Annotated in this window: 29 protein-coding genes and 1 tRNA gene; 24 read left to right on the forward strand and 6 right to left on the reverse strand. The window is 66.4% G+C overall.

Going from position 1 to position 24833, the window contains the following annotated elements; genetic code table 11:
- The first annotated feature begins 210 nt into the window (after nucleotides 1-210).
- The 15 genes from napE (at nucleotide 211) to QCE48_RS05730 (ending at nucleotide 11872) form a co-directional block, all read left to right on the forward strand.
- Complete coding sequence (gene napE, locus QCE48_RS05660) at nucleotides 211-369, forward strand: periplasmic nitrate reductase, NapE protein (RefSeq protein WP_309788367.1); 159 nt, start codon at nucleotides 211-213, stop codon at nucleotides 367-369.
- A 24-nt stretch (nucleotides 370-393) separates the two neighbouring features.
- Nucleotides 394-834, forward strand: a complete 441-nt coding sequence (locus QCE48_RS05665; protein WP_309794093.1) for a chaperone NapD — start codon at nucleotides 394-396, stop codon at nucleotides 832-834.
- Nucleotides 806-3307: a periplasmic nitrate reductase subunit alpha gene (gene napA, locus QCE48_RS05670; RefSeq protein WP_309788169.1), complete on the forward strand. Its 2502-nt coding sequence runs from the start codon at nucleotides 806-808 to the stop codon at nucleotides 3305-3307. The genes QCE48_RS05665 and napA overlap by 29 nt, the downstream gene beginning before the upstream one ends.
- A 9-nt stretch (nucleotides 3308-3316) precedes the next feature.
- The gene (locus tag QCE48_RS05675; RefSeq protein WP_309788170.1) at nucleotides 3317-3811 is read left to right on the forward strand and encodes a nitrate reductase cytochrome c-type subunit; all 495 of its coding nucleotides are present in this window, start codon (nucleotides 3317-3319) and stop codon (nucleotides 3809-3811) included.
- A 9-nt stretch (nucleotides 3812-3820) separates the two neighbouring features.
- Nucleotides 3821-4435 carry a NapC/NirT family cytochrome c gene (locus QCE48_RS05680; RefSeq protein ID WP_309788171.1) on the forward strand — a complete coding sequence of 205 codons (615 nt, stop codon included), beginning with the start codon at nucleotides 3821-3823 and terminating at the stop codon, nucleotides 4433-4435.
- Between the two features lie 3 nt (nucleotides 4436-4438).
- Nucleotides 4439-5134: a cytochrome c biogenesis heme-transporting ATPase CcmA gene (gene ccmA, locus QCE48_RS05685; protein WP_309788172.1), complete on the forward strand. Its 696-nt coding sequence runs from the start codon at nucleotides 4439-4441 to the stop codon at nucleotides 5132-5134.
- A complete protein-coding gene (gene ccmB / locus QCE48_RS05690; protein WP_309788173.1) occupies nucleotides 5122-5790 on the forward strand; it encodes a heme exporter protein CcmB in 669 nt (222 codons plus the stop codon). The genes ccmA and ccmB overlap by 13 nt, the downstream gene beginning before the upstream one ends.
- A gap of 24 nt (nucleotides 5791-5814) precedes the next feature.
- Nucleotides 5815-6576: a heme ABC transporter permease CcmC gene (gene ccmC, locus QCE48_RS05695; protein ID WP_309788174.1), complete on the forward strand. Its 762-nt coding sequence runs from the start codon at nucleotides 5815-5817 to the stop codon at nucleotides 6574-6576.
- Nucleotides 6573-6758: a heme exporter protein CcmD gene (locus QCE48_RS05700; protein WP_309788175.1), complete on the forward strand. Its 186-nt coding sequence runs from the start codon at nucleotides 6573-6575 to the stop codon at nucleotides 6756-6758. The genes ccmC and QCE48_RS05700 overlap by 4 nt, the downstream gene beginning before the upstream one ends.
- Nucleotides 6755-7240 carry a cytochrome c maturation protein CcmE gene (gene ccmE, locus QCE48_RS05705; protein WP_309788176.1) on the forward strand — a complete coding sequence of 162 codons (486 nt, stop codon included), beginning with the start codon at nucleotides 6755-6757 and terminating at the stop codon, nucleotides 7238-7240. The genes QCE48_RS05700 and ccmE overlap by 4 nt, the downstream gene beginning before the upstream one ends.
- Complete coding sequence (locus tag QCE48_RS05710; protein ID WP_309788177.1) at nucleotides 7237-9276, forward strand: heme lyase CcmF/NrfE family subunit; 2040 nt, start codon at nucleotides 7237-7239, stop codon at nucleotides 9274-9276. Before ccmE ends, QCE48_RS05710 begins: the two co-directional genes overlap by 4 nt.
- Nucleotides 9273-9812 carry a DsbE family thiol:disulfide interchange protein gene (locus QCE48_RS05715; RefSeq protein WP_309788178.1) on the forward strand — a complete coding sequence of 180 codons (540 nt, stop codon included), beginning with the start codon at nucleotides 9273-9275 and terminating at the stop codon, nucleotides 9810-9812. Before QCE48_RS05710 ends, QCE48_RS05715 begins: the two co-directional genes overlap by 4 nt.
- Nucleotides 9805-10269, forward strand: coding sequence for a cytochrome c-type biogenesis protein (locus QCE48_RS05720; RefSeq protein ID WP_309788179.1), 465 nt, complete (start codon nucleotides 9805-9807; stop codon nucleotides 10267-10269). The genes QCE48_RS05715 and QCE48_RS05720 overlap by 8 nt, the downstream gene beginning before the upstream one ends.
- Nucleotides 10266-11141 (forward strand): c-type cytochrome biogenesis protein CcmI, encoded by an 876-nt coding sequence (gene ccmI, locus QCE48_RS05725; RefSeq protein ID WP_309788180.1) that lies wholly within the window; start codon nucleotides 10266-10268, stop codon nucleotides 11139-11141. The genes QCE48_RS05720 and ccmI overlap by 4 nt, the downstream gene beginning before the upstream one ends.
- 68 nt (nucleotides 11142-11209) lie before the next feature.
- The gene (locus QCE48_RS05730) at nucleotides 11210-11872 is read left to right on the forward strand and encodes a ribonuclease HI family protein (RefSeq protein WP_309788181.1); all 663 of its coding nucleotides are present in this window, start codon (nucleotides 11210-11212) and stop codon (nucleotides 11870-11872) included.
- Between the two features lie 8 nt (nucleotides 11873-11880).
- Here QCE48_RS05730 and QCE48_RS05735 read toward each other — a convergent pair whose 3' ends face one another.
- Both QCE48_RS05735 and QCE48_RS05740 read right to left on the reverse strand, forming a co-directional pair.
- A complete protein-coding gene (locus QCE48_RS05735) occupies nucleotides 11881-12627 on the reverse strand; it encodes an SDR family oxidoreductase (protein ID WP_309788182.1) in 747 nt (248 codons plus the stop codon).
- Nucleotides 12628-12682: 55 nt separating this feature from the next.
- The gene (locus QCE48_RS05740) at nucleotides 12683-13915 is read right to left on the reverse strand and encodes an aminotransferase class V-fold PLP-dependent enzyme (protein WP_309788183.1); all 1233 of its coding nucleotides are present in this window, start codon (nucleotides 13913-13915) and stop codon (nucleotides 12683-12685) included.
- A 316-nt stretch (nucleotides 13916-14231) separates the two neighbouring features.
- Between QCE48_RS05740 and QCE48_RS05745 the strand changes: the two genes are divergently transcribed.
- The 3 genes from QCE48_RS05745 to QCE48_RS05755 all read left to right on the forward strand — a co-directional run bounded on the left by QCE48_RS05745 (nucleotide 14232) and on the right by QCE48_RS05755 (nucleotide 16254).
- Nucleotides 14232-15341 carry a porin gene (locus QCE48_RS05745; protein ID WP_309788184.1) on the forward strand — a complete coding sequence of 370 codons (1110 nt, stop codon included), beginning with the start codon at nucleotides 14232-14234 and terminating at the stop codon, nucleotides 15339-15341.
- Between the two features lie 85 nt (nucleotides 15342-15426).
- Nucleotides 15427-16062, forward strand: coding sequence for a LysE family translocator (locus tag QCE48_RS05750; RefSeq protein WP_309788185.1), 636 nt, complete (start codon nucleotides 15427-15429; stop codon nucleotides 16060-16062).
- Nucleotides 16063-16177: 115 nt separating this feature from the next.
- Nucleotides 16178-16254: transfer RNA gene (locus QCE48_RS05755), tRNA-Met, on the forward strand.
- A 360-nt stretch (nucleotides 16255-16614) separates the two neighbouring features.
- Here QCE48_RS05755 and rpsU read toward each other — a convergent pair.
- From rpsU to QCE48_RS05775, 4 genes are all read right to left on the reverse strand, one after another.
- Nucleotides 16615-16827 (reverse strand): 30S ribosomal protein S21, encoded by a 213-nt coding sequence (rpsU, locus tag QCE48_RS05760; RefSeq protein WP_006999077.1) that lies wholly within the window; start codon nucleotides 16825-16827, stop codon nucleotides 16615-16617.
- Between the two features lie 174 nt (nucleotides 16828-17001).
- On the reverse strand, nucleotides 17002-17319 hold the full coding sequence (locus QCE48_RS05765) for a 2Fe-2S iron-sulfur cluster-binding protein (RefSeq protein WP_309788186.1): 318 nt from the start codon (nucleotides 17317-17319) through the stop codon (nucleotides 17002-17004).
- A gap of 25 nt (nucleotides 17320-17344) precedes the next feature.
- Nucleotides 17345-17941, reverse strand: a complete 597-nt coding sequence (locus QCE48_RS05770) for a YigZ family protein (protein ID WP_309788187.1) — start codon at nucleotides 17939-17941, stop codon at nucleotides 17345-17347.
- Between the two features lie 109 nt (nucleotides 17942-18050).
- Nucleotides 18051-18632, reverse strand: coding sequence for an N-acetyltransferase family protein (locus tag QCE48_RS05775; protein ID WP_309788188.1), 582 nt, complete (start codon nucleotides 18630-18632; stop codon nucleotides 18051-18053).
- A 365-nt stretch (nucleotides 18633-18997) separates the two neighbouring features.
- Here QCE48_RS05775 and QCE48_RS05780 point away from each other — a divergent pair, with 365 nt between their 5' ends.
- The 6 genes from QCE48_RS05780 to QCE48_RS05805 all read left to right on the forward strand — a co-directional run bounded on the left by QCE48_RS05780 (nucleotide 18998) and on the right by QCE48_RS05805 (nucleotide 24675).
- Complete coding sequence (locus QCE48_RS05780; RefSeq protein WP_309788189.1) at nucleotides 18998-20599, forward strand: EAL domain-containing protein; 1602 nt, start codon at nucleotides 18998-19000, stop codon at nucleotides 20597-20599.
- Between the two features lie 81 nt (nucleotides 20600-20680).
- Nucleotides 20681-21097, forward strand: coding sequence for a hypothetical protein (locus QCE48_RS05785; RefSeq protein ID WP_309788190.1), 417 nt, complete (start codon nucleotides 20681-20683; stop codon nucleotides 21095-21097).
- 270 nt (nucleotides 21098-21367) lie between these two features.
- Nucleotides 21368-22057 (forward strand): histidine ABC transporter permease HisQ, encoded by a 690-nt coding sequence (locus tag QCE48_RS05790; protein WP_309788191.1) that lies wholly within the window; start codon nucleotides 21368-21370, stop codon nucleotides 22055-22057.
- A gap of 15 nt (nucleotides 22058-22072) precedes the next feature.
- The gene (locus QCE48_RS05795; RefSeq protein WP_309788192.1) at nucleotides 22073-22786 is read left to right on the forward strand and encodes an ABC transporter permease; all 714 of its coding nucleotides are present in this window, start codon (nucleotides 22073-22075) and stop codon (nucleotides 22784-22786) included.
- 62 nt (nucleotides 22787-22848) lie between these two features.
- Nucleotides 22849-23640, forward strand: a complete 792-nt coding sequence (locus QCE48_RS05800) for an ABC transporter ATP-binding protein (RefSeq protein ID WP_309788193.1) — start codon at nucleotides 22849-22851, stop codon at nucleotides 23638-23640.
- 72 nt (nucleotides 23641-23712) lie between these two features.
- Nucleotides 23713-24675 carry a GlxA family transcriptional regulator gene (locus QCE48_RS05805; protein WP_309788368.1) on the forward strand — a complete coding sequence of 321 codons (963 nt, stop codon included), beginning with the start codon at nucleotides 23713-23715 and terminating at the stop codon, nucleotides 24673-24675.
- Nucleotides 24676-24833 lie beyond the last annotated feature (158 nt).

Consider the following 24833-nt stretch of genomic DNA (forward strand, 5'->3'; position numbering starts at 1 on the left):
CGGAAACCGTTGCACGAATTGCAATAGGTCGAGCTCGCGAAGCGTTTAATGGATTCAGGCCGCGTAGTAATGCAGGCGCACATTCTGATAAATAATCGTTGTAAATATAAAGAACATTTTGTCCTTGACGAATGCCGGCCTGGCGACAACAATAAATCGGAATCCCCCGCACTATATCCGCCGGATCGCCCGAATCGACGGCCACGCGCCATGACAGACGCAGAAAACAACCTTCGCAAAACGGAAGAACTGCGCAGCTTCGTCTTTCTGACGGCGGTCATGGTTCCTGTTTCGACCGTTATCTTCATTGCTACGTATGGCTTTGCGGTCTGGTTCTATCAACTGCTGATCGGCGGCCCGCCTCACTGATTATTACTAAATCCGCATGGGCGGTTGGCGTCGTTGCGCACTCATGCGGTCGGAACAAGGAACTGCGAAATGCCCGTCTGCGCATTTGAAACGATTGCCGATGCCAATTCAAACGGCGAAACAAGCTCCGGTGCAAATGCGGAAAGCACGGCAAGAGATTCGAAAGCGGAAATGGCGGAGGCGCACATTGCAGGAATTGTCGTCCACGCGAATCGCACGCATCTCGAATCGATTCGCGAATCGATATCGGTCATTCCGGGCGCGGTGATTCATGCAATCAGCCCGGCGGGAAAACTGGTCGTCACGCTGGAGGCGAACCGCTCCGCCGATATCGTCGGACAACTCGAGGCCATTCACGCGCTGCCGGGCGTCCATTCGGCGGCGCTGATCTACCAGCATCACGAAGACGTCGAATCGCTCGACGAGGAGATTGGCGATGAAACTGACCCGGCGGGCGTTCATTAGGCAGACCGCCGCGGCGACGGCGGCGTCGGCCGCCGGCGTGACGCTGCCGGTCCTGGCGGCCGGAGCGGACCGTGCAGCGCAGGTCGTCGGCGGGGATCTCACGTGGTCGAAGGCGCCATGCCGCTTTTGCGGGACGGGCTGCGGCGTGAGCGTCGGCGTGAAGGCGGGCAAGGTGGTCGCGACACAAGGCGATCCGCAGGCGGAAGTCAATCGCGGGCTCAACTGCGTCAAGGGCTATTTTCTGTCGAAGGTCATGTACGGCGAGGACCGCCTCACGACGCCGCTGCTGCGCATCAAGGACGGCAAGTACGACAAGGACGGCGAATTCACGCCCGTGTCCTGGGACCGCGCGTTCGACGAAATGGCCGGGCAGTTCAAGCGCGTGCTGAAGGCGAAAGGCCCGACCGCCGTCGGCATGTTCGGCTCGGGCCAGTGGACGGTCTTCGAAGGGTACGCCGCCGTCAAGCTGATGAAGGCGGGGTTCCGCAGCAACAACATCGACCCGAACGCGCGCCACTGCATGGCGTCCGCCGTGACGGGCTTCATGCGCAGCTTCGGCATGGACGAGCCGATGGGCTGCTACGACGACATCGAGGCCGCCGATGCCTTCGTGCTGTGGGGCTCGAACATGGCGGAGATGCACCCGATCCTTTGGACGCGCGTGACCGACCGCAAGCTCAGTGTGCCGCAGACGAAGGTCGCGGTGCTCTCGACGTTCGAGCACCGCAGCTTCGATCTCGCCGACCAGCAACTCGTCTTCACGCCGCAGTCGGACCTCGCGATCATGAATTACATCGCGAACTACATCATCAAGACGAATCGCGTGAATCGCGACTTCGTGACGAAGCACACCGTCTTCAAGGAAGGCAACACCGACATCGGCTACGGGCTGCGTCCGGATCATCCGCTGCAGAAGGCGGCGAAGAACGCGAACGACGCGACCGGTTCGAAGCCGATGGACTACGACGCGTTCGTGAAGTTCGTCTCGAAGTACGACGCCACCTACGTGACGAAACTCTCGGGCATCCCGAAGGTGAAGCTCGACCAGCTCGCCGAGCTTTACGCCGACCCGAAAATCAAGGTCGTCTCGTTCTGGACGATGGGATTCAACCAGCATACGCGCGGCACGTGGGCCAACAACATGGTCTACAACCTCCATCTCCTGACGGGCAAGATCTCGACGCCCGGCAACAGTCCGTTTTCGCTGACGGGGCAGCCGTCCGCGTGCGGTACGGCGCGCGAAGTCGGCACGTTCTCGCACCGGCTGCCGGCGGACATGGTCGTGACCAACCCCGAGCATCGCAAGCACGCCGAGGAAATCTGGAAGATCCCGGCAGGCACCATTCCGGAGAAGCCGGGCTTTCACGCGGTCGTGCAGAACCGCATGCTCAAGGACGGCAAGCTCAACGCGTACTGGGTGATGGTCAACAACAACATGCAGGCGGCCGCCAACCTGATGCAGGAGACGCTGCCGGGCTATCGCAACGCAGACAACTTCATCGTCGTGTCGGAGGTCTATCCGACGGCCACGGCGGTGGCCGCCGACCTGATCCTGCCCTCGGCGATGTGGGTCGAGAAGGAGGGCGCCTACGGCAACGCGGAGCGGCGCACGCAGTTCTGGCATCAGCTCGTGCCGCCGCCGGAGGGCGCGCGTTCTGACTTGTGGCAGCTCGTCGAGTTCTCGAAGCGCTTCAAGGTCGAGGAGGTGTGGCCCGCGGACCTGATCGCGAAAGAGCCGGGCGTCAAAGGCAAGACGCTCTACGACGTGCTGTACCGCAACGGCAACGTCGACAAGTTCCCCGCCTCGCAGATCGACGCCGCCTATCGCAACGACGAAGCGAAGGCGTTCGGGTTCTACATCCAGAAAGGGCTCTTCGAGGAATACGCGTCGTTCGGACGCGGCCACGGCCACGACCTCGCGCCGTTCGACGACTATCACCGCGCGCGCGGCCTGCGCTGGCCGGTCGTGAACGGCAAGGAAACGCGCTGGCGCTACAAGGAAGGCGCCGATCCCTACGTCAAGGCGGGCACCGGCTGGCAGTTCTACGGCAATCCGGACGGGCGCGCCGTGATCTGGGCGCTGCCCTACGAGCCGCCGCCCGAAGTGCCCGACAAGGAATACCCGTTCTGGCTCTCGACCGGGCGCGTGCTCGAACACTGGCATTCCGGATCGATGACGCGACGCGTGCCCGAGCTGTATCGCGCGTTTCCGAACGCCGTGTGCTTCATGCATCCCGACGACGCGAAGGCGCTGGGTTTGCGGCGCGGCGTCGAGGTGAAGGTGATGTCGCGGCGCGGCTATATCCTCACGCGCGTGGAGACGCGCGGACGCGACAAGCCGCCGCGCGGGCTCGTCTTCGTGCCGTGGTTCGACTCGAGCCAGTTGATCAACAAGGTGACGCTGGATGCGACCGATCCGATTTCCTTCCAGACCGACTACAAGAAGTGCGCGGTCAGGATCGTGAAGGTATAGGGGGCTGCCATGCGACTGTGGATCGCACTCGTCGCCGTGTGTTCGCTGCTCGCGCCGCCGGGGCCGCAGGCCCAGCCGACGGTGCCCGCGGAGCCGTTTCACGACGGACTGCGCGGCACGACGCCGCTCGACGAGGAGGCAAAACCTCCGCTCATCTATCCCACCGAGAACAGGGACGTGATCCGTGGCCGCGCTTACGCACAGCAGCCGCCGACGATCCCTCACAAGATCGACGGCTACCAGGTCGACAAGAACGCGAACCGTTGCCTGTCGTGCCATGCGCGCAGCCGCGCGGCGGAAAGCGGAGCGGTGCCCATCGGCGTTACTCATTATTCCGACCGCGCCGGCGCGACCCTGGGCACGCTCGCACCGCGGCGGTATTTCTGCACGCAGTGCCACGTTCCGCAAGCCGATACGCAGCCGCTCGTCAGCAACACGTTCACGGACATCGAAGATATCCGCGTGGCCCCGGGACCGAAGGCGAGCCCGGCGCGCGGAAACTAGGGGCGTTCAATGCTCGACCTGGTGAAACGCTACTGGCGCACGATCAACCGGCCGAGCGCCTACTACAGCCTCGGCTTTCTCACGCTGGGCGGCTTCATCGCGGGCGTGGTGTTCTGGGGCGCGTTCAACACCGCGCTCGAATTCAGCAGCACCGAAGCGTTCTGCACCGGCTGCCATGAGATGCGCGAGAACACGTTCGCCGAACTAAAGTCGACGATCCATTTTTCGAACCGCAGCGGCGTGCGCGCGAAGTGCTCGGACTGTCACGTCCCGCACAACTGGACCGACAAGATGGCGAGAAAAATGCAGGCGTCCAAGGAAGTGTGGGCGAAGGTATTCGGCGCCATCGACACGCGCGAGAAGTTTCTCGACAAGCGGCTCGAACTTGCCGAGCACGAGTGGTCGCGCCTGAAAGCGAACGATTCGCTCGAATGCCGCAATTGCCACTCGTTCGAATCGATGGACTTCACGCGTCAGAGCCCGCGCGCGCAGAACGCGCACCAGACGTTCCTCGGCACCGGCGAGAAGACGTGCATCGACTGTCACAAGGGCATCGCGCATCAGTTGCCCGACATGACGCAGGCGATGCGCGACCAGGAAGCGCACGGCGCCAAGGGGAAATGACCGATGCGAACGATGCGCTCGGCCGGGGAAACCGAAGTCAGCGGGGCGCCGATGCTGTGCGTCTCGGATCTCGCGTTCTGTCGCGGCGGCGAGATGGTGTTCGACGCAGTCGACTTGACGGCCGACGCCGGACAGGTGCTGCAAATCCACGGGCCGAACGGCAGCGGCAAGACCACGCTGTTGCGCGTGCTGGCCGGTCTTCTGCGTCCGTTTCACGGCACGATCCGCTGGCAAGGCGCCGACACGAGAAAGGACGCGCTGGCGTGGCGCCGCGCGCTCGCGTATGTCGGGCATGCGAATGCGGTGAGCCGGGACCTGACCGTCGTCGAGAACCTGCGCTTCGCGGCGCGGCTCGGCGCGGCCATTTCGTGCGATACGTCGCATACGCATTCCGAACATCGCGCGCTCGGGCGCGTCGGGCTCGCGGCGTGCGCGAACCGGCTCGCGGGGGCGCTGTCGCAGGGGCAGCAGCGGCGCATCGCCATCGCGCGGCTCCTGCTCGAACCCAAGCCGCTGTGGCTGCTCGACGAACCCGCCGCCGCGCTCGATGCCGAGTCGTCGCAGCTCATCGCGGCGTGTATCGGGGAACATGTCGAGCGCGGCGGCATCGTCGTGATGACGACGCACCTGCCGCTCGATACCGCGCCCTCGGCGACGCGTGAGTTCTCCTTCGAGCGGAGCGACTCATGCCTCGCCTGATCGCATGCGTCGCGCGCCGCGAATGGGCGCTCACCTGGCGGCGCCGCGCCGACGCACTCGGCGCTTTGCTGTTCTTCGTCATCGCGACGAGTCTCTTTCCGATCGCGGTGGGCGCCGACGTGCGCCTGCTGCACGCGATCGCGCCGGGCGTGCTGTGGGTCACAGCGCTCTTCTCGACGATGCTCGCCGCACCGCGCCTCTTCGCGCAGGATTTCGACGACGGCTCGCTCGACCTGATGCTGCTCGCGCCGCAGCCGCTCATCGCGATGGTGTTCGCGAAGATCGCGGTGCACTGGCTGACGAGCGGCTTCGCGCTCGTGCTGCTCACGCCGGTCATCGCGCTTCAGTACGATCTGCCGGCGCGCGCGGTGCTGCTCCTCACGGCGTCGCTCTTCGTCGGCACGCCGGTGCTTTGCCTGATCGGCGCGATCGGGGCGGCGCTGACCGTCGGCGTGCGCGGCGGCGGCGTGCTGCTCGCGGTGCTGGTGTTGCCGCTCGACATCCCCGTGCTGATCTTCGGCGTCGGCGCAGCCGATGCGGTGCGCGGCGCGGCGTGGAGCGCGGCCAACTTTTCGCTGCTCGGCGCCGGGCTGATCGCCGCGCTCGTGTTCTGTCCCGTCGCGAGCGCCGCCGCGCTGCGCGATGCCGCGCAATGATTCCCTAGCGAACCTTCTTCGATCATGAGCACGTCGAGCGCCACCAACCGTACCCCGATCCACTGGTTCCGCTATGCGTCGCCGAAGATGTTCGATGCGCTCGCGCGCCGGCTGATTCCGCTCTTCGGCTGCGCGGCGCTTGCGTTGCTGGCGGCGGGGCTTTACATCGCGTTCGCGGTCGCGCCGACGGATGCCGTGCAGGGCGAGGTCTACCGCATCATGTTCATCCACGTGCCGGCGGCGTGGATGTCGATGCTGATCTACGTCGTGATGGCGGGCTACGCGGCGCTCGGCCTGGTGCTCAACGCGCGGCTCGCCGCGATGATGGCGCGCGCGCTCGCGCCGACCGGCGCGCTCTTCACCTTCGTCGCGCTCGCGAGCGGCGCGCTGTGGGGCCGGCCGACCTGGGGCGCGTGGTGGGTCTGGGACGCGCGGCTCACGTCGGAACTGATCCTGCTCTTTCTTTATCTCGGCTTTCTCGCCCTTCACGCCGCCATCGACGACGCCCCCCGCGCCGATCGCGCCTGTGCCGTGCTGGCGCTCGCTGGCGTCGTCAATATTCCGGTGATCTATTTTTCGGTGCAATGGTGGTACACGCTGCATCAGGGCGCGTCGCTCGGATTCGGCAGCGGGGTGGCGATGGCGCCTTCGATGCTCGGCGGTATCGTCGCGATGACGCTCTCGCTCTGGAGTTACGCGATCGCCGTCGTGCTCGCGCGCATGCGCGTCATCGTACGCGTGCGTGAGGGCGCTGTGCCGGGCCATGCGGAGGGGCGCCTGCGATGAATCCTTCGGCTTTTGTCTGGGCCGCGTTCGGCGGCGCGTTCCTGGTGTTCGCGATCGAGGCGCTGCTGGTGTGGCGCGGGAGCGCGAGGACCCTGCGCGAGCGCGAGGCCATCGCGCGGGTTCGCGAGCCGGTGACGCTGCGGCTCGTCTCGCGCAGCCCGCGCAGCGGGCGGGAGCCATGAAGCCGCGCACGCGGCGCTTCTTGTGGGTCGCGCTCGGCGTGGCGGCGCTCGGCGTGGCGACGACGCTCGTGCTCAACGCATTTCGCGCCAACGTGATGTTTTTCGCGAGCCCAACGCAAGTCGCCGAGGAACGCCTCGCCGCGGGGGCGCGACTGCGCATCGGCGGACTGGTCGGGCAAGGCTCGCTCGCGCGCGACGCAGCCGATCGCGAAGGGCTCACGGTGCGTTTCATCGTCACCGATACGGCGCACGACATTCGCGTGACCTATCGCGGCGTGCTGCCCGATCTCTTTCGCGAGGGCAAGGGCGTGGTCGCGGAGGGCACCCTGATGGCGGACGGCACGTTCGTCGCCGACCAGGTGCTGGCGAAGCACGACGAGAACTATCTGCCGCCGCCCGTTGCCGGTTCGCCCGAGCGCGCGAGCCGGACGCGTCCTGCCTTGCGCGTCTCGGACCACCCGTCGACGGATACGGCGCGATGATCCCCGAAGCCGGCCACTTCGCGCTGATCGTCGCGCTCGTGCTCGCGGTGACGAACGGCGTGCTGCCGCTCGCGGGCGCCGCGCGCGGCATCGACGGCTGGATGCGCATGGCGTGGCCCGTCGCGCGCGCGCAGTTCGTGTTCGTCGCGATTGCGTTCGGCTGCCTGGCGGCATCGTTCGCCGGCAACGATTTTTCGGTCCTCTACGTCGCCGGCAATTCGAATTCGATGCTGCCGCTCGTCTATCGCGTGACGGCGGTGTGGGGCGGACACGAAGGCTCGATCCTGCTGTGGACCCTGCTACTCACGCTCTGGATGGCGGCCGTGACGGTCTTCAGCAAATCGCTGCCGATCGCGATGATCGCGCGCGTGCTTGCCGTGATGAGCTGGGTCGCGGCCGGGTTCCTCCTCTTCATGCTGTTCACGTCGAATCCGTTCGCGCGGCTGCTGCCGCCAGCGATGGACGGCCGCGATCTCAATCCGCTCCTGCAGGACCCCGGCATGGTGTCGCATCCGCCGATCCTGTACATGGGGTATGTCGGCTTCACGGTCGCGTTCGCGTTCGCCATCGCGGCGCTGCTTTCGGGGGAGCTGAACGCCGCGTGGGCGCGCTGGTCGCGCCCGTGGACGCTCGCCGCCTGGCTCTTTCTCACGCTCGGCATCATGCTCGGCAGCGGCTGGGCGTACTACGAACTCGGCTGGGGCGGCTGGTGGTTCTGGGACCCGGTGGAGAACGCGTCGTTCATGCCGTGGCTCGCGGGCACGGCGCTGATCCACTCGCTCGCGGTCACCGAGAAGCGCGGCGCGTTTCGAAGCTGGACCGTGCTGCTCGCGATCTGCACGTTCTCGCTGTGTCTGCTCGGGACCTTCCTCGTGCGCTCGGGCGTGATCACGTCGGTGCATTCGTTCGCCGCCGACCCGGCGCGCGGCGTTTTCATCCTCGTGTTCCTCTGCGCGGTGGCGGGCGGCGCGCTCTTGCTCTTTGCGTGGCGCGCGCCGAAGGTCGGCCTCGGCGGCGGCTTCGACGTGATTTCGCGCGAGTCGCTGCTGCTGTCGAACAACGTGCTCCTGATGGTGGCCGCTGCCTCCGTGCTGCTCGGCACGCTTTATCCGCTCGGCCTCGATGTGCTCGGACTCGGCAGGATTTCGGTCGGGGCGCCGTACTTCGATGCGATCTTCGTGCCGATCATGACACCCGCCGTGTTCCTGATGGGGATCGGACCCGTCGCGCGATGGAAAAGCGCACGCGCGCCCGAACTGGCCGTGCGTCTGCGCTGGGCGTTCGCCGCGAGCGTCGCCAGTGCGGCGGCCGTGCTCGTGCTGCAGGGAATCGGCGGCGGCGTCAAGCCGCTCGTCGCGCTGGGCGTGCTGCTCGCGGCGTGGACCATCAGCGCGACGGTGGTGGCGCTCGTCGAACGCATCGCGCAGCAGAGCGGGCCGCTCGCCGAGCGCTTTTCGCGTCTGCCGCGCGGGTTCTGCGGGATGCTGATCGCGCACCTCGGGGTCGGCGTGTTCATCGTCGGCGTGACGTTCGTGAAAGGCTTCGAAACGGAGCGCGACGTCAGACTCCAGCGAGGCGAATCGGTGACCGAGGGCGGCTACACATTCCGCTTCGACGGCACGCGCGCGCGCGACGGTCCCAACTATCGCGCGATGCAGGCGAGCATCTCGGTGACGCGCGACGGCAAGCCCGTTGCGCTGCTCCATCCGGAGAAGCGCTTCTTCGTCGTGCAGGAAACGCCGATGACCGAAGCCGCCATCGACCGCGGCGTGTTCCGCGACCTCTATGTCGCGCTCGGCGAAGAGGTGAGCGCCGCGCCGGACACGCGAGCAGGCCGCGAGGCGTGGACGATGCGCATCCACATCAAGCCGTTCGTGAACTGGATCTGGGGCGGCTGTCTGCTGATCGCGCTCGGCGGCGCGCTGGCGGCGAGCGACCGGCGCTACCGGTCGGTGGCGCGCGCAAGGCGAGACGCCACGGCGCCGATCCCGAGCGAAAGTCATGGCGCGGCGCCCGGACCGGAGACCGGCCGATGAAGCGCTTTCTCGTGCCGCTTGCCGTCTTTGTCGTGCTCGGCGCGCTGCTCGCGGCGGGGCTGTCGCACGATCCGCGGCGGTTGCCGTCCGCGTTGATCGGCAGGCCCGCGCCCGCGTTCGATCTGCCGCAGTTGCAGGCGGCCGGGCAGCGCATTTCGCCTGCCGATCTGCGCGGTCAAGTGTGGCTCCTGAACGTCTGGGCTTCGTGGTGCGAGTCGTGCCGCGACGAGCACGCGCTGCTCGTGGAAATCGCGCGCCGCAAGCTCGCGCCGATCTACGGCCTCAACTACAAGGACGAGCCGCAGGCGGCGCTCGACTGGATCGCGCGCGCGGGCAATCCGTACGTCGCGTCGATCGTCGACAGGCTGGGGCAAGTGGGCATCGAATATGGCGTCTACGGCGTGCCGGAAACCTTCGTGATCGACAAGGCGGGCGTGATCCGCTACCGGCACGCGGGGCCGCTCAGCGCGAAGGCGCTGGAAGCGGACGTGCTGCCGCTCGTGCGACGGTTGCAGCGGGAGCCCGGCGATGACTAGCGGTCTCGCGCGCGCCATGTGGTTCGCGATGGCGCTCGCGATGACGACGCACGCGCACGCCGCGCCCGACGCGGCCGAGGCCGCGCGCATCCGCGAAATCGAGCAGAGCCTGCGCTGTCTCGTGTGCCAGAACGAAACGCTCGCCGATTCCACCGCCGATCTCGCCGCCGATCTGCGCGCGAAAGTCGTCGAGCAGGTCGAAGGCGGCGCGACCGATCAGCAAGTGCGCGACTACATGACCCAACGTTACGGCGATTTCGTGCTGTACTCGCCACCCTGGCGGCCACGGACCTGGCTGCTGTGGCTCGGGCCGTTCCTGCTGCTCGGCGTCGGCGTGGCGGCGCTCTCGCGTATCGTCACGCGCCGCCGCACGATGAACGCGCGCACGCTCTCGGACGACGAACGCCGGCGCGTCGGCGCGCTCCTTGCACGCCGCCCAGGGGAGCCCGGATCGTGACGGAATTCTGGACGGTCGCGGCAGCCATGCTCGTCGGCGCGTTGCTGTGCGTGACGTGGCCGCTCTTGCGCGGCGCGGGCCGGCCGGACGGCCCCGACAGCCGCGCGCTGCTCGTCGCGCTGTATCGCGATGAACTCGAACGCGCCGAGTCGGACCGGCGTACCGGCGCGCTGTCGAAGGACGCCTACGAGTCGACCCGGCGCGAGATCGAAACACGTCTCTTCGACGATGTCGATTCGGCGCGGCCGACGGGCGCCGTTCAGGCGTCGCAGGGGTTCGCCGCGCGCGCCGCGATGGCGGGGCTCATGGTCGCGCTGCTGCCGTCGGCGGTGCTCGCCCTCTACCTGAAACTCGGCGAACCGCGCGCGCTCGCACTCGACGCCGCGTCCGGCGGGCAGCACGAGATGGCGTCGGGCACCCTGGACGTGATGGTGTCGCGTCTCGCCCTGCGTCTGCGCGATCGGTCCGGCACCGCCGACGACTGGGCGATGCTCGCGCGCTCGTACTTCGTGCTCGATCGCGCGAACGATGCCGCCGCGGCCTACGCGCGTGCCGTCGCGCTCGCGCCGCGGGATGCGCAACTGCGTGCGGACTACGCCGACGCCCTCGCGAGCGTGCGGGGCTCGGGGCTCGCGGGTTCGTCGCTCGAGCAGGTCGACGCCGCGCTCTCGCTCGACGCGACCAATCCGAAAGCGCTCGCGCTCGCGGGATCGGCGGCGCTGGATCGACGCGACTACGCCGCCGCGCTCGACTACTGGCAGCGGCTCGCCAACGCGCTGGAGCCGGGCACTGCCGCGCAGACGCAGGCGCGCCGCAATATCGACGAAGCGCGCGCGCTGCTCGCAGGCAAGACGCCCGCTGCCTCTCGCTGATCGCGTCGCCGGGCGGTTTTTGCTAAGCTCGCCGTCCATTCCTCCATGCGCGCGGCCTGCGCGTCGCCATGTTCGATTTCGAAGAGCTGCTGTCCATCGCGTATAAAAAGGAGCGCGCGCAAAGCCGCCGCTTGTCGAAGGGCGCGTCGATTTCCGCGCGCGATGCGCTCGTCAGGACGCTCGAAAAAGCGGCCGGCGGGCAGTCGCTCGGCGAACTCGTGCACGCGCGGCGGCTTGCCAATGCCCGCGCGCACGAAGCCGCCCAGGCGCGCGAAGCGTCGCGCGCGAACCCGCCGCGGCTGCGCGCGCATCATCGCGAACATCCTCACGAACATGGCGCCTGGCTCGCCTGGTTCGACGGCTCGGCGATGCCGAACCCGGGGCGCATCGCAATCGGCGCGGTGTTGAGGAGTCCGCACGGCGAGACGCTCGAAATCAGCGCGGCGGCGGGTCAGGGCGACAGCAGCAAGGCCGAATATCTCGCGCTGATTTCGGTCCTCGAAGCCGCGCTCGACCGGCGCGCGGAGAAGCTCGTGATCTATGGCGACAGCCGCGTCGTGATCGACGACGTGAAGGGCATCGCGGGCGCGGCCGTGCTCGCGCCGCACGCGGCGCTCGCGCGGCGGCTGATCGGGGAACTCGGCGAGGTCCATCTGCACTGGATTCCGCGCGTCAGGAACTCGATCGCCGACGCGCTCTCACGCCGGCCATTCCTGCCCGACGCCGCCTGAGCCGAAAGTCATGGGAGATCGCGAACGTCCACGACCGGCGTCTCGCCGAAGGCGTCGCTCAACGCGTAATCGACCAGTTTTTGCGCCGACTGCGCGGGGCTCGCGAGCAGGCCGTCGCGTTTGAGCGAGTCGAATTTGTCGCGCAAGGGGAAGCGTTCGAGCCCGGTCGCGCGAATCTCGCCCTGCATGTCCGTGTCGACGACGCCCGGCGCGACGCTCGCGATCCGCAGCGCGCGGCTCGCGTCGAGCGCGACGGCGCGCGCGTGGTGATCGAGCGCGGCCTTCGTCGCGCAGTAGATGCTCCAGCCGGGATACGCATTGCGCGCCGCGCCGCTCGATACATGCACGATGCGACGCTCTTGCGCGGCGCTGCCCGCGACGGCCAGCGCCGCGGCGAACATGAGCGGCGTCGCGACATTCAGGCTGACAGCGCGCGCGATGGAACCGGCGTCCTGCTGTTCGAGCGCACCGACCGGCTGCAGCATGCCGGCGTTGTTGACGAGCAGCAGCGTGCCGGCGCCGGCCGAAAAGCGTTGCAGCGCGTCGGTCGCGAGCCACCGTTCCGCGCCCGCGAGATCCGCGAGATCGAGTTCGACTTCTTCGAGTTTGCCGGGAAACCGCGCGGCGAGGGCAGCGTTGCGCCGCCGCGCGAGCGCGAGCACGGCAATGCCGCGCAAGAGCAGTGTTTCGGCGATGGCTTCGCCGAGCCCGCGCGAATGACCGGTGACGATCGCTTTGGTGAGGAGGTCGGACATGTCGGAAGTCACAGTGATGGGAATCACGTGATCTTACCGATCATGCCCGCAACGTTCACGCCGCCGCGAGCGACCGTTCGAGCGCCGCGACGCCGGCCGGTAGATCGACGTGGACGCCGAGATCGTGCATCGTGCGCCCGAGCGCGTGGACCGTGCGAAAGAGGTGATGCTCGCGGCATTGCTCGCCCATCTGCCCGATGCGCACGATCGGCGCGCCGAACGACCCGGCGATCTCGACATGATGATGCCGCGAGATGTGCGCGCAGACATCGGCGCCGGACAGGCCCTCGGGCAAGCGGATGCCGACGACCGAGTTCAGCCGGCTTTCGTGCGCCACATAAAGCTTGAGCGACATCGCCTCGATGCCGGCCTGCAGCGCGTTCGAGCACTTCAGATGTCGCGCGAAACGCCGCTCGAGCGTCTCCGCGCAGACGAGCCGCAACGCCTCGTGCAGCGCGAGCACGCCGGACACGGGCGCGGTGTAGTGATACGACGCGTTGTGCCAGAAGTTCTCGGCGAGCGACGCGTCGAGGCACCAGTGCGCGGGCGCGGTGGGGCGCGACTTGATGCGCTGCCAGGCGGGCTCGGAGAAGGCGAGCAGCGAGACGCCCGGAATCGACGACAGCCCCTTCTGTCCACCGGTGATGACCGCGTCGATACCCCATTCGTCCATGGGCAGCGGCATCGTGGAGAGCGTGCAGACCGCATCGACGACGACGAGCGCGCCCGCTTCGCGCGCGGCCGCCGCAATCGACGCGAGATTGCGGTTCCATACCGTATTCGACGTTTCGCCCTGCACGATCGTCACGATCTCGGGCCGAAAGCGCGCGATGGCTTCGGCGACTTCGCCCGCCTCGGCGGCACGACCGTTCGGAATCGCAAGCATTTCGACGTCGGCGCCGACGCGCCGCGCCATTTCCGCCATCCGCTCGCTGAAAAAGCCGTTGCACACGCAGAGCACGCGCGTGCCCGTCCACGCGAGGTTGGTCACGGCCATTTCCATCGCGGCCGATCCCGGGCCCGCGACGCCCATCACCCATTTCGACTCCGTCTGGAACACGTAGCGGGCCATCGCCTTCACCTGACCGATGACGGTCGCCATCGTCGAGCCGAGGTGATTGATCACGACGCCGTTCGCTTTCGCGACCGCATCGGGAATCGGCACGGGACCCGCGCCCATCATGAGGAGCGGCTCTTCGGGAAGGATGGAGGAGAGCGGCACGACCGCCGGGCAGTCGATTTTCTTCGAATCGTGCGGCAGGTCGAGCGAAACGGAATCGTTTTTCATGGTTCTGGACAGTTAAGCAGGGGAAACGGCCGATCGAGTGATTATTCCGTGCGAAAGCGTAGCGGGGAATGAACAGTCAGGGGATTTTTGGGCGGAAATTGTGTTTTCGGGCGCACGTTTGATCAGGCGCCCTTCGCGAACGACTGACGCGCGCACGCAACATCGCAGCGGCATTTCCTGCCCAAACGTCACGTTTTCGGCGATATCGACACCTTTTGGAAAGCGGATGTTCATTTGCAAAATGAAAATCACTATCATTCGTGCAAGCTGTGATTCAGGAGTCGGTAGTAAATTCGACTAACGATTGGAGAAGAGCATGCGCATTCGACCCAAGATCCGTCATCGCCATGTCATCTGCGGCGCCGCGCTCGCGCTTGTCGGCAGCGGCGCATCGGCACAAAGCGCCGTCACGCTGTACGGCGAACTCGACGCCGGCTTCGCCTACGTGAACAACGTCGCGGACAATGCGCAGTATCGCCTCACGTCCGGCCTGATCGACGGCAGCTACTGGGGCCTGCAGGGCTCCGAAGACCTCGGCGGCGGCGCCAAGGCGATCTTCCGCCTGGAGCGCGGCTATTCGGTCGCGACGGGCGAAGGCTTCAACGATCATCCGTTCTACGTCGGCCTCGGCACCGAGACGCTCGGCACGCTGACCCTCGGCCATCAGTACGATTCGATCCACGACTATTTCGCGCCTTTCACGCTGACGGGCGGTACGGGCGGCACGGCCTTCGCGCACATCTTCGACAACGACAACGCCAACAATTCCTTCCTCGCCGCCAATTCGGTGAAGTACACGAGCGAAACCTACGGCGGCTTCAGCTTCGGCGGCATGTACGCGTTCTCGAACGCGGCAGGGCAGTTCGCGAACAATCGTGCTTATAGCGTCGGCGCGAATTACTCGGCGGGACCGTTCAACGCGGGCGCGGCGTATCTGCACAACAATGGCCGCGGCAACACGACGACGGGCGCCTACGATTCGCTGACCTTGCCCGGCGCCGACGGCACGGTCATCGCCGCAAACGTTCAACGGCAGAACACGTTCGGCGTCGGCGCGAGCTATGCGATCGGCGACTTCACGGTGGCGGGCGCGTTCTCCCGCTCGATCAACTCCGGCGTGACCAACGCCGATACGGGCGAAGCCGCCGGCTCGATCGCGTTGAGCAACTACGAAATCAACGGCATTTACCAGTTGACGCCGGCGCTCGCGCTTGCGGGCAATTACGTCTACACGAACGGCGGCGGCGCGCATTGGCATCAGGGCGCGATCCAGGCGGATTATTCGCTCTCGAAGCGCACCGACGTGTATCTGGAGTCGCTGTATCAGCGGGCGTCGTCGGGTGCGCCGGCGGTGATCAATACCAACGATCCGGCGAGCGGCCGCAATCAGCTGATGATCGCGACGGGCATCAGGCATCGCTTCTGAGCGCCTGGCTCTGACTGCTTTCGGCCTGCATCGGGCACGAATCTGCTAGCGTGACGGTTTTCGTCCACACCGGAAGGTGACAGGAATGTCGCTGCAGACTTTCTGGCTTTTTGTGCCCGCGTGCTTCGCGATCAACATGGCCTTCGGGCCGAACAACGTCCTGTCGCTGTCGAACGGCGCGCGCGACGGCGTGCGCCTCTCCGTGCTCGCTGCGTTCGGGCGGCTCCTCGCGTTCGCGATCATGATCGCCGTTGCCGGACTCGGGCTGGGCGCGCTGCTGATGGCGTCGCAGACGCTCTTCACGCTGATCAAATTTGCCGGCGCCGCCTATCTCGTCTGGATCGGCGTGAAGCTGATCCGCTCGGGGCCTGCGCTGATCGCCGAACGTCGCGACGACGCGCCGCGCGCTCCCGCACGGCTCGGCAAGCTCGCGAAGCAGGAGTTTCTGGTCGCGGCGGGCAATCCGAAGGCGATTCTGGTGTTCACGGCGTTCTTTCCGCAATTCGTCGACCGCGCCGCCTATGCGACGAGCTTCGCCGTGCTCGGTGCGATTTTTCTCGTGCTCGAACTGGTGGCGATCGCGATCTACGCGGCGCTCGGCGCGCGTCTCGGCTCGGTCGCGAACGGCGCGCGCGGCTTCAAGTGGTTCAATCGCGTGAGCGGCTCGCTGATGATCGGCTTCGGCGTCATGCTGGCGTTCGTGCGGCGTCCCGTTAGCTGAATCGAACTGCATTGGCGATGGAGCTTGCGACGCGGCGCGAAAGGGCGCATCCGGGAAAACGCGAAGTTTCGATTGCGTCGGCGGCTGCTTTCCAGCTATAATCGAATGCTTCAGACGCGGGGTGGAGCAGTCTGGCAGCTCGTCGGGCTCATAACCCGAAGGTCGTAGGTTCAAATCCTACCCCCGCAACCAGGATTCAAAGCAAAAAGCCCGGCTCGCCGGGCTTTTTGCTTTTCTGCGTTGGAAAAGGCATTCGGCGAGGCACCTAATGCGCGGTCAGTCGCGATAAAACAATAGCCATAAACCAAAAATCAAAAACCCAAGGCCACAAACACGAAAAGCCTGCATGACTATCGAGTCATGCAGGCTTTTTTTATTCAGCATCCGTCCGGCGCCTGGACGCGCTCAGGTCCAGACAGGTCGACATCGTCGCCCGCAGCGGGGCGCCAGCCAGAATTTGGCGCACATCGCTCGACTTGCCCGGCGCCGAAGAATCACGCAAACAAACAGGCAAACGAGCAGGCAGCCAAGCCGGCGATCACCCGCCTCACATCAATAAAACTTCTTCGGCAACTGGGCGCGACGAATTTGCTTGCGCAGACGAGCGACAGCAGCAGCTTTCTTGCGCTTGCGCTCGGTGGTCGGCTTTTCATAAGCCATGCGCGATTTGAGTTCTTGAATCAGGCCCGTGCGTTCGACGGTACGACGAAAACGACGCATGGCGACGTCGAAAGGCTCGTTCTCTTTCAACAGTACTTTAGTCATTGAGTTCTCGGTTGATCTGGCCCTGCCAGAAATTAGGGCAAAGCGCAATTGTACACTTTTTGAGAGCCGAACTGAACCGTCATCGTCGGAAGGTGGCACGGACGGGTCCGGGATTGCAATCGTATGTCGTTGAATGGAGACGACAAATCCTGAATTACCCGCGCCCGCGCCGCGCTAGAACCCGCGCGAGGACAAGCGACGCGGCTCGGCGCACTGCGTCGTCGCCGCGGGTTGCTCGATCGTGACGTCCGTTTCGGCCAGCGCGACGCACGGCAGGACCCAGCCCTCGCGCTTTTCCTCGGCGGCGAGGCCGGGCCATTCGATCCGGTAGCGCACGTCGCCCGCCACGAGCCGGCACATGCACGCGCGGCACGTTCCGTTTCGGCACGAACTCGGCAGGCGGATGCCGGCGCGCGCGGCGGCTTCCATCAGCGATGCGCCATCCTCGACGACGACCTCGCGCCCGAGCGGCTCGATGCGCAGCGTCTTCATGCGTTCACGCAGACGTGGGCGCGCGTCACGGCGTGTCGGGCGCGATTGCCGCTCGGCCGTGCGTGAGATCGCGCAATTCGGCGGTCGCCGCCTCGCGCGACGCGCTCGGCATCCGGATGACGAGCCGCACGCTCATGGCGTACGCGTGCTCGGCCAGCTCGCAGTCGTGCTGCTCGATCCAGCGGCGCACGCGGGCTTCGTCGGCGTAATCGACTTCCACCGTGAGCAAGCCGCGCTCGATCCGCTCGATGCGCTCGGCCTTCAGCATCGCGGTCGCGATGGCGTCGGTGTAGGCGCGCACGAGCCCGCCCGCACCGAGCTTGATGCCGCCGTAGTAGCGCACGACCGTCGCGAGCACGCCGTCGACTTCGTGATGGCGCAGCACTTCCAGGATTGGCCGGCCGGCAGTGCCGGAGGGCTCGCCGTCGTCCGACATGCCCGACTGGCCGCCCGCGAGCAGCGCCCAGCAGACGTGCGTCGCGCCCGGATGCTCGGCGCGCAGCGCGTCGAGTTCGCGCATCGCGGACTCGCGATTCGGGACGGGAAGCGCGCGCGCAATGAAGCGGCTCTTGCGGATGTCGAGTTCGGCGGCGACGGCGGCGGCGAGGGTATAAGTGGGCAAATGCGGGAAGCGTCGAAAAGGTGAATCAGTAGCCGTTGTGACGGTGTCGGCGGCGCGCGCGATCAGAGCGCCATGGTAACGGCTTCTCGCGCGGGCCCGTCCACGCGCGTCATCCGCGAGCGGACGCGGCCCGCGTTCGCGCATCGCGCTCGCCGAGCGAGCGTTGCATCAGCACCGTGTCGACCCATTGGCCGTGCTTGAACCCGACCTGCCGCAGCACGCCGACGTGCTCGAACCCGAGCCGCGCGTGCAACGCGATCGACCCCGCGTTGCCGCTGTTGCCGATCACCGCGATCACCTGCCGCCACGGCCCCGCCTCGCAACGCGCGATCAGCTCGGACAGGAGCGCCATGCCGATGCCGCGCCCGTTCATGCCGTCGGCGATATAGACCGAATCCTCGATCGTGTGCCGGTACGCCGAGCGTGACCGGTACGCCGTCGCATACGCGTAGCCGAGCACCGCGCCGTCGGCGACGGCCACGAGATACGGCAGGCCCGCCGCGACCACCGCCGCATGGCGCGCGCGCATTTCATCGGCGCCGGGCGCGACTTCCTCGAAAGTCGCGAGCGCATTCTCGACGTAGTGCGCGTAGATGCGCGCGATGGCATCGAAGTCGGCCAGCGTCGCATCGCGCACGACGGGCGATCGCGGCGGGTTCGGGGTGTCTGGGTTCGTGGCGTTGGCTTGCATCGCGGAATCGGCGGGCGGGCTGTGGGTCGGAAGATTTTCGCATGGCCGGGTGCTCACCGGCGACGCCCCAAAAAGCGTGGTCCGGCCGTGCGGCAGACCACCAAAGCGACGAGTTTTACGTTAAAGAAACCATTGAGTCGCGCGGGCGCCGCCCTCTACACTAGGTCGTTTGGCACGTGCTTGCGCACGGGACGACGACGGCGCGACCGAGCGCGCCCATTCCGTGAGCCCATCACCGAACACATCAGCGAAGCAAGTACCGATCGGCCGGCCGGGCGGCCGCTAAGCGTTAGCTATCTGAATGGCATGTCGCGCCGCGACGATTTTTGTTGCAACGTTTCGCGGCGAGAGGGCGATAAGACGCAATGAAAAAACTTCGACGCTCGAGCCTGGCGGTGTTTCTCGCCGCCGTCGTGCTGGTTGCCGCGCTTCTCCCGGCCGCACTCGGCTTGCTGTTCGCCCAGCGCAGCCTGCGGGCGGAGGAGGCCGGGCAGCTCAACCGCATGGCCGACGCCGCGCTCGTGCGGGCCGAAGACGTGACGCGCCATCTGTCGAGCGCGCTCGGCGAGATCGGGCGAGTCTCCGACGAGCCGTGCACCGCCTCCTATCTGCAGGCGTTGCGCCGCATCGTCACGGCGCACCGCGCGGTGCGCGACGCCGGCGCGATCGATCACGCCGGCCGCTGGCAATGTTCGTCGCTGCTCGGCGCGGTCGCGCTGGGCGCGCTCGGCGGCCGCTCGCTGCCGCCGCCCGACTGGCGCGGCAGCGATGGCGTGATCGCGTGGTTCCGGCTGCTGCACATGCCGGGCGGCGAGCAGTCGTTCGTGCTCGGCCGCAACGGCTATTACGTCGCCGCCGATCCGGCCGCGTATGTCGACGGCGTGAAGACGCAACTGAACGACGGCCCGGCGCCCGCGAGCGGTCTCGGCGTGATCAACACGGAAGCGAGCCGCGTCATCGCGACGACACCGAGCGCCGATTCGTCGCTTCTGCTCGCGCTGTATCGCAAGCCGGTGCAGCCCGGTTATTTCGACGCGCCCTACGTCGTGCGCCGCTCGGGGACGATGCCGATCGCGGTCGTCGTCAGCGCACCGCGCGAGGCGCTGCCCGAACGGCTGCGCAGCCTGCCGTGGGGGTGGCTCCTCGGCGGCGTGGCGGCGGGCGTCGCGCTCGCGGGCTGGGCGGCGTTCTTCATCGTGCGCCACATGTCGCCGCGTGGGCAGCTGAGCGACGCGGTGCGGCGCCATCAGTTCATCGTCGCGTACCAGCCGATCGTCGATCTCGCGACGCGCCGCTGTGTCGGCGCCGAGGCGCTCGTGCGCTGGAAGCACCACGACCGCATCGTGCGGCCCGATCATTTCATTCCGCTCGCCGAGCATCGCGGCCTGATCCAGGCGATCACCGACCAGGTGCTCGACACCGTGCTGCTCGAGCTCGGCGAGTTCCTGAAGCGTTACCCCGAGTACTACGTGTCGATCAACCTGAGCGCGGGCGACCTCACGACGCCGCGTTTTCTCGACGTCCTGCGCGCGGCGCTCGCGCGGCAGAAAGTGCGGCCCGAGCAGATTCGCATCGAGGCGACCGAGCGCGGCTTTCTCGACGCCGAGGCCGCGAAGGAAGTGATCGGCGCGTTTCGCGACGCCGGCCATCCGGTCTATATCGACGACTTCGGCACCGGCTATTCGAGCCTTTCGCATCTGCAAAACTTCCACGTCGACGCGTTGAAGATCGACAAGTCGTTCGTCGATACGATCGGGCAGGACGCGGCGTCGAGCAGCGTGGCGTCGCACATCATCGACATGGCGGCGACGCTCCACGTCCAGGTGATCGCGGAGGGCATCGAGCGCGAGGAGCAGGCGAGCTACCTGCACGCGCGCGGCGCACAATTCGGCCAGGGCTGGCTCTTTTCGCCGCCGCTCACGGCGGCCGAGTTCATCCGCTATGTCGGCAAGATGCGCAAGGGCTGACGCGGCACGACGCGCTTGGTTTTCTGCATCGAAGCCCCATCTACTGCGCTTCCCGTCATGCAATCAACCGAGAGCACCGCCATGAACGACCAAGCCGCGACGACCTTCCTCAACGACGTGCGCCATCCGCTGCTCGCGCTGCACCGGAGCATGCTCGCCGAATTGCGCGCGCGGCACGAAGCCGAGTTCGGGCCGGTGTCGCCGGGGGAATTCCTGCAGATCGTGATCAACGGCTCGGCGTATCGCTGGCTCTCGCCGCTCTCGACGCTGATCGCCGCCCTCGACGATGTCCTCGACGACGAAAAAGCGCAGGCGCAGGATCGCATCGACATCGCGAGCTCGGTCGTCGCGATGTTCTCGGCCAAAACGCGCGACGCCGCGTTCGCCGATCAGTACCTGCCGCTTTTGCAATCGAGCCCGGAGATCGCGCTCGCGAACGGGCAGGTCGCGCGACTCGTGCGATCAATCGCGCCGCAAACGCCCGCCACCGACGACTGACGGTCTATCGAAAAAGCGACCGAAAACCTGCGAATTTCGCGCACGGCGCGCGTGCGGGTTTTCCGGGTCGCCGCAGCGGCCATGCCTTGTCCGAAGCGCCATTGCGCGCCGGCAAGACGGGCTGCGCGTCATGCTGCGATGCAATAAACCTGTCCCGTCGCATTTGAGCAATTGATTTTCGCTTGCGAGTATCGGCGCCGATCGCTGGATTCTCACGGATTTGCCGTGAGATTCAGACGATGCCGAATCGAAAATCAGACGGAGACGCAAGTGTTCCTATACGGCTATGGCCCGCTGCTGCTCGCGGGCGCCAGACAGACCATCGCGCTCGCGGTGCTTTCCCTCGCGGTATCGGTCGTGCTCGGGTTGCTGGGCGCGTCGGCGAAACTGTCGCGTTACGGTGTCTTGCGCGCGCTCGCCACGGGCTATACGACGCTCATCCGTTCGGTCCCCGATCTCGTACTGATGCTGCTGCTCTTCTACAGCATCCAGATCGCGGTGAACAACCTGACCGACGCCTTCGGCCTCGACCAGTTCGACATCGATCCCTTCACGGCGGGCGTGCTCACGCTCGGCTTCATCTACGGCGCCTATTTCACCGAGACCTTTCGCGGCGCGTTTCTCGCCGTGCCGCGCGGACAGCTGGAAGCCGGCAGCGCGTACGGCATGAGCGGCATGCGCGTGTTCGGCCGCATCCTGTTTCCGCAGATGATGCGCGTCGCGCTGCCGGGCATCGGTAATAACTGGCAGGTGCTGGTCAAGGCGACGGCGCTCGTGTCGATCATCGGTCTCGCCGATATCGTCAAGGCCGCGCAGGACGCGGGCAAGAGCACGTTCAACATGTTCTTCTTCATCCTGGTCGCGGCGGCCGCCTATCTCGCAATCACGACCGCCTCGAACGTCGTGCTGATGCTGCTCGAACGCCGCTATTCGACGGGCGTTCGCCACGCCGACCTTTAATCCGGAGCACCGGCCATGATCCAGATCTTCGCCGAATACTGGCGTCCGTTTCTCTATTCCGACGGCCTGCGCGCGTCCGGCCTCGCCATCACGCTGTGGCTTCTCGCGGCGTCGATCGCGCTCGGCTTTGTCGCGGCGGTGCCGCTCGCGTGCGCGCGGGTGTCGAAGAACCGCTGGCTTTCCACGCCGGTGCGCCTTTACACGTATGTCTTTCGCGGCACGCCGCTCTACGTGCAACTGCTCTTGCTCTATACCGGCATGTACAGTCTCGAATTCGTGCGCACGCAATCGCTCCTGGAGGCGTTCTTTCGCAGCGGCTTCAACTGCGCGATCCTCGCCTTCGCGCTCAATACCTGCGCCTACACGACCGAAATCTTCGCGGGCGCGATCCGCGCGATTCCCCACGGCGAAGTCGAAGCGGCCCGCGCCTATGGCATGGGCACGTTCACGATGTACCGGCGCGTGATCCTGCCCTCCGCGCTGCGCCGCGCCTTGCCTCTCTACAGCAACGAGGTCATCCTGATGCTGCACGCCACGACCGTCGCGTTCACCGCAACCGTGCCGGACATCCTGAAGGTCGCGCGCGATGCTAATTCGGCAACGTATCAGTCGTTCGAATCGTTCGGGATCGCCGCGCTGATGTATCTCGCGATCTCGTTTGCGCTCGTGGCCGCGTTCCGGAAGGCGGAGAAGCGCTGGCTCGGGTATCTCGGCGCCGGCCGCCGCTGAGCCAGTGCGCTTCAGCGGCTAGAATCGCATTGCATTTATTAGTCATCACCCGGGAGAACGAGTTGGAGCCAACCGCCAAGGACACCGCGACGAAGCTCGTGGCAGAGGACATTCACAAGCGCTACGGCGACAACGAAGTGCTCAAGGGCGTCTCGCTCGCGGCGCGCGCGGGCGACGTGATCAGCATCATCGGCGCGAGCGGCTCGGGCAAGAGCACGTTCCTGCGCTGCATCAATTTCCTGGAGCGGCCGAACGCCGGGCAGATCATCGTCGACGGCGAGGCCGTGCGCACGAAGCCCGATCGCGCGGGCAATCTCGACGTCGCCGATCACAAGCAGTTGCAGCGCGTGCGCACCAAGCTCGCGATGGTGTTCCAGCACTTCAACCTGTGGTCGCACATGACGGCGATCGAGAACGTGATGGAAGCGCCGATGCACGTGCTCGGCCTGCCGAAGAAGGAAGCCGAGGACCGCGCGCGCACGTATCTGGAGAAGGTCGGCCTCGCGCCGCGCATGGAGAAGCAGTATCCGTCGCATCTGTCGGGCGGGCAGCAGCAGCGCGTCGCGATCGCCCGCGCGCTCGCGATGCATCCCGACGTGATGCTCTTCGACGAACCCACGTCCGCGCTCGATCCGGAACTCGTCGGCGAAGTGCTGAAGGTGATGCAAAAGCTCGCGGAAGAAGGGCGCACGATGATCGTCGTGACGCATGAGATGGGGTTTGCGCGCAACGTGTCGAATCACGTGATGTTTCTGCATCAGGGGCGCACCGAGGAAGAGGGCGCGCCGGCCGAGGTGCTGAGTACGCCGAAGAGCGAACGGCTCAGGCAGTTCCTGTCCGGCAGTCTGAAGTAACCGGTGAGCGTCAGTCCCGCCACGGTGTCGAGACCGCTCACGGTCGCGATCGTCGCGTTGCCGCCGTGTTCGATGAGCGCCATCGGCCCGATCGTCGACAGCCTGACGCTCGCCAACGAAATCGACGGCCATCGTCTTTACGACTGGCGCGTCTGTTCCTGGGACGGCCGCCCGGTGCCGCTTTCGGGCGGCGCGCAGCTTCCCGCCGATGCCGCTTTCGGCGACGCCATCCAGTGCGACTGGCTGATCGTCGTGTCCGAGCGTTACCAGCAGTTCGCCGACTACCGGCTGTTTCTCGCGAGCCTCGCGCGCGTGGCGACGCGCACGCCGCTCGTCACTGGCATCCATCATGGCGTGTGGTGGCTCGCGATGGCGGGGCAACTGAGCGCGTATCGCGTCGCGGTGAACTGGGAGACCTACCAGCAGTTCGCCGAGCAGTTCGAGCGCACGATCGTCACGCAGCAGATCTTCGAGATCGACCGCGACCGCGCGACCTGTGCGGGCGGGCAGTCCACCGTCGACTTCATGCTCGCGATGGTCGCGCGCGATCATGGCCGCGATCTGGCGGAGCGCATTGCGGATTCGCTGGGCGTGGGCGTGCTGCGCGCAGGCGAGGAGCGGCAGCGGATTCCGTTCGTGACCGCGCCCGGCGAGCGTCATCCGCGGCTGAACGATGCGTTGCAACTGATGGAAGCGAATATCGAAGATCCGCTTGCGACCGATGAGATCGCCGGGCTCGTGGGGATTTCGCGGCGGCAGCTGGAGCGGCTCTTCCGGCAGTATCTCGGTTCGATGCCGTCGAAGTATTACCTCAACCTGCGGCTTTCCAAGGCGCGCACGCAGTTGCAGCGCACGAGCAAGTCGGTCGTGCAGATCAGCCTCGCGTGCGGGTTTGCGTCGGCGGCGCACTTTTCCAATGCGTACCGCGACCGGTTCGGGGTGACGCCTCGCGAGGAGCGGCGCAACTGGATCGAGAAGCACCGCACGGAAGGCGCGGTCGAGCCGCGCGGTGGGGCCATGATCGAGGGTCGGTGAGGGGCTGTCCACGGTTGATGCGCTTTTGTGGAACGGCGCAGAAACATCGAATGGCGTCGAACCCCAGCCAAGCTCCGGCGCTCCAATAGAACCATGTCGCGTACACGCAAGACGGCGCCGCGGCGATTACCTAATATGGTTGATAACGCCGCGGCACG

Origin of the sequence: Caballeronia sp. LZ024 (genome assembly GCF_031451455.1) — a bacterium.
GTDB classification, from domain to species: domain Bacteria; phylum Pseudomonadota; class Gammaproteobacteria; order Burkholderiales; family Burkholderiaceae; genus Caballeronia; species Caballeronia telluris.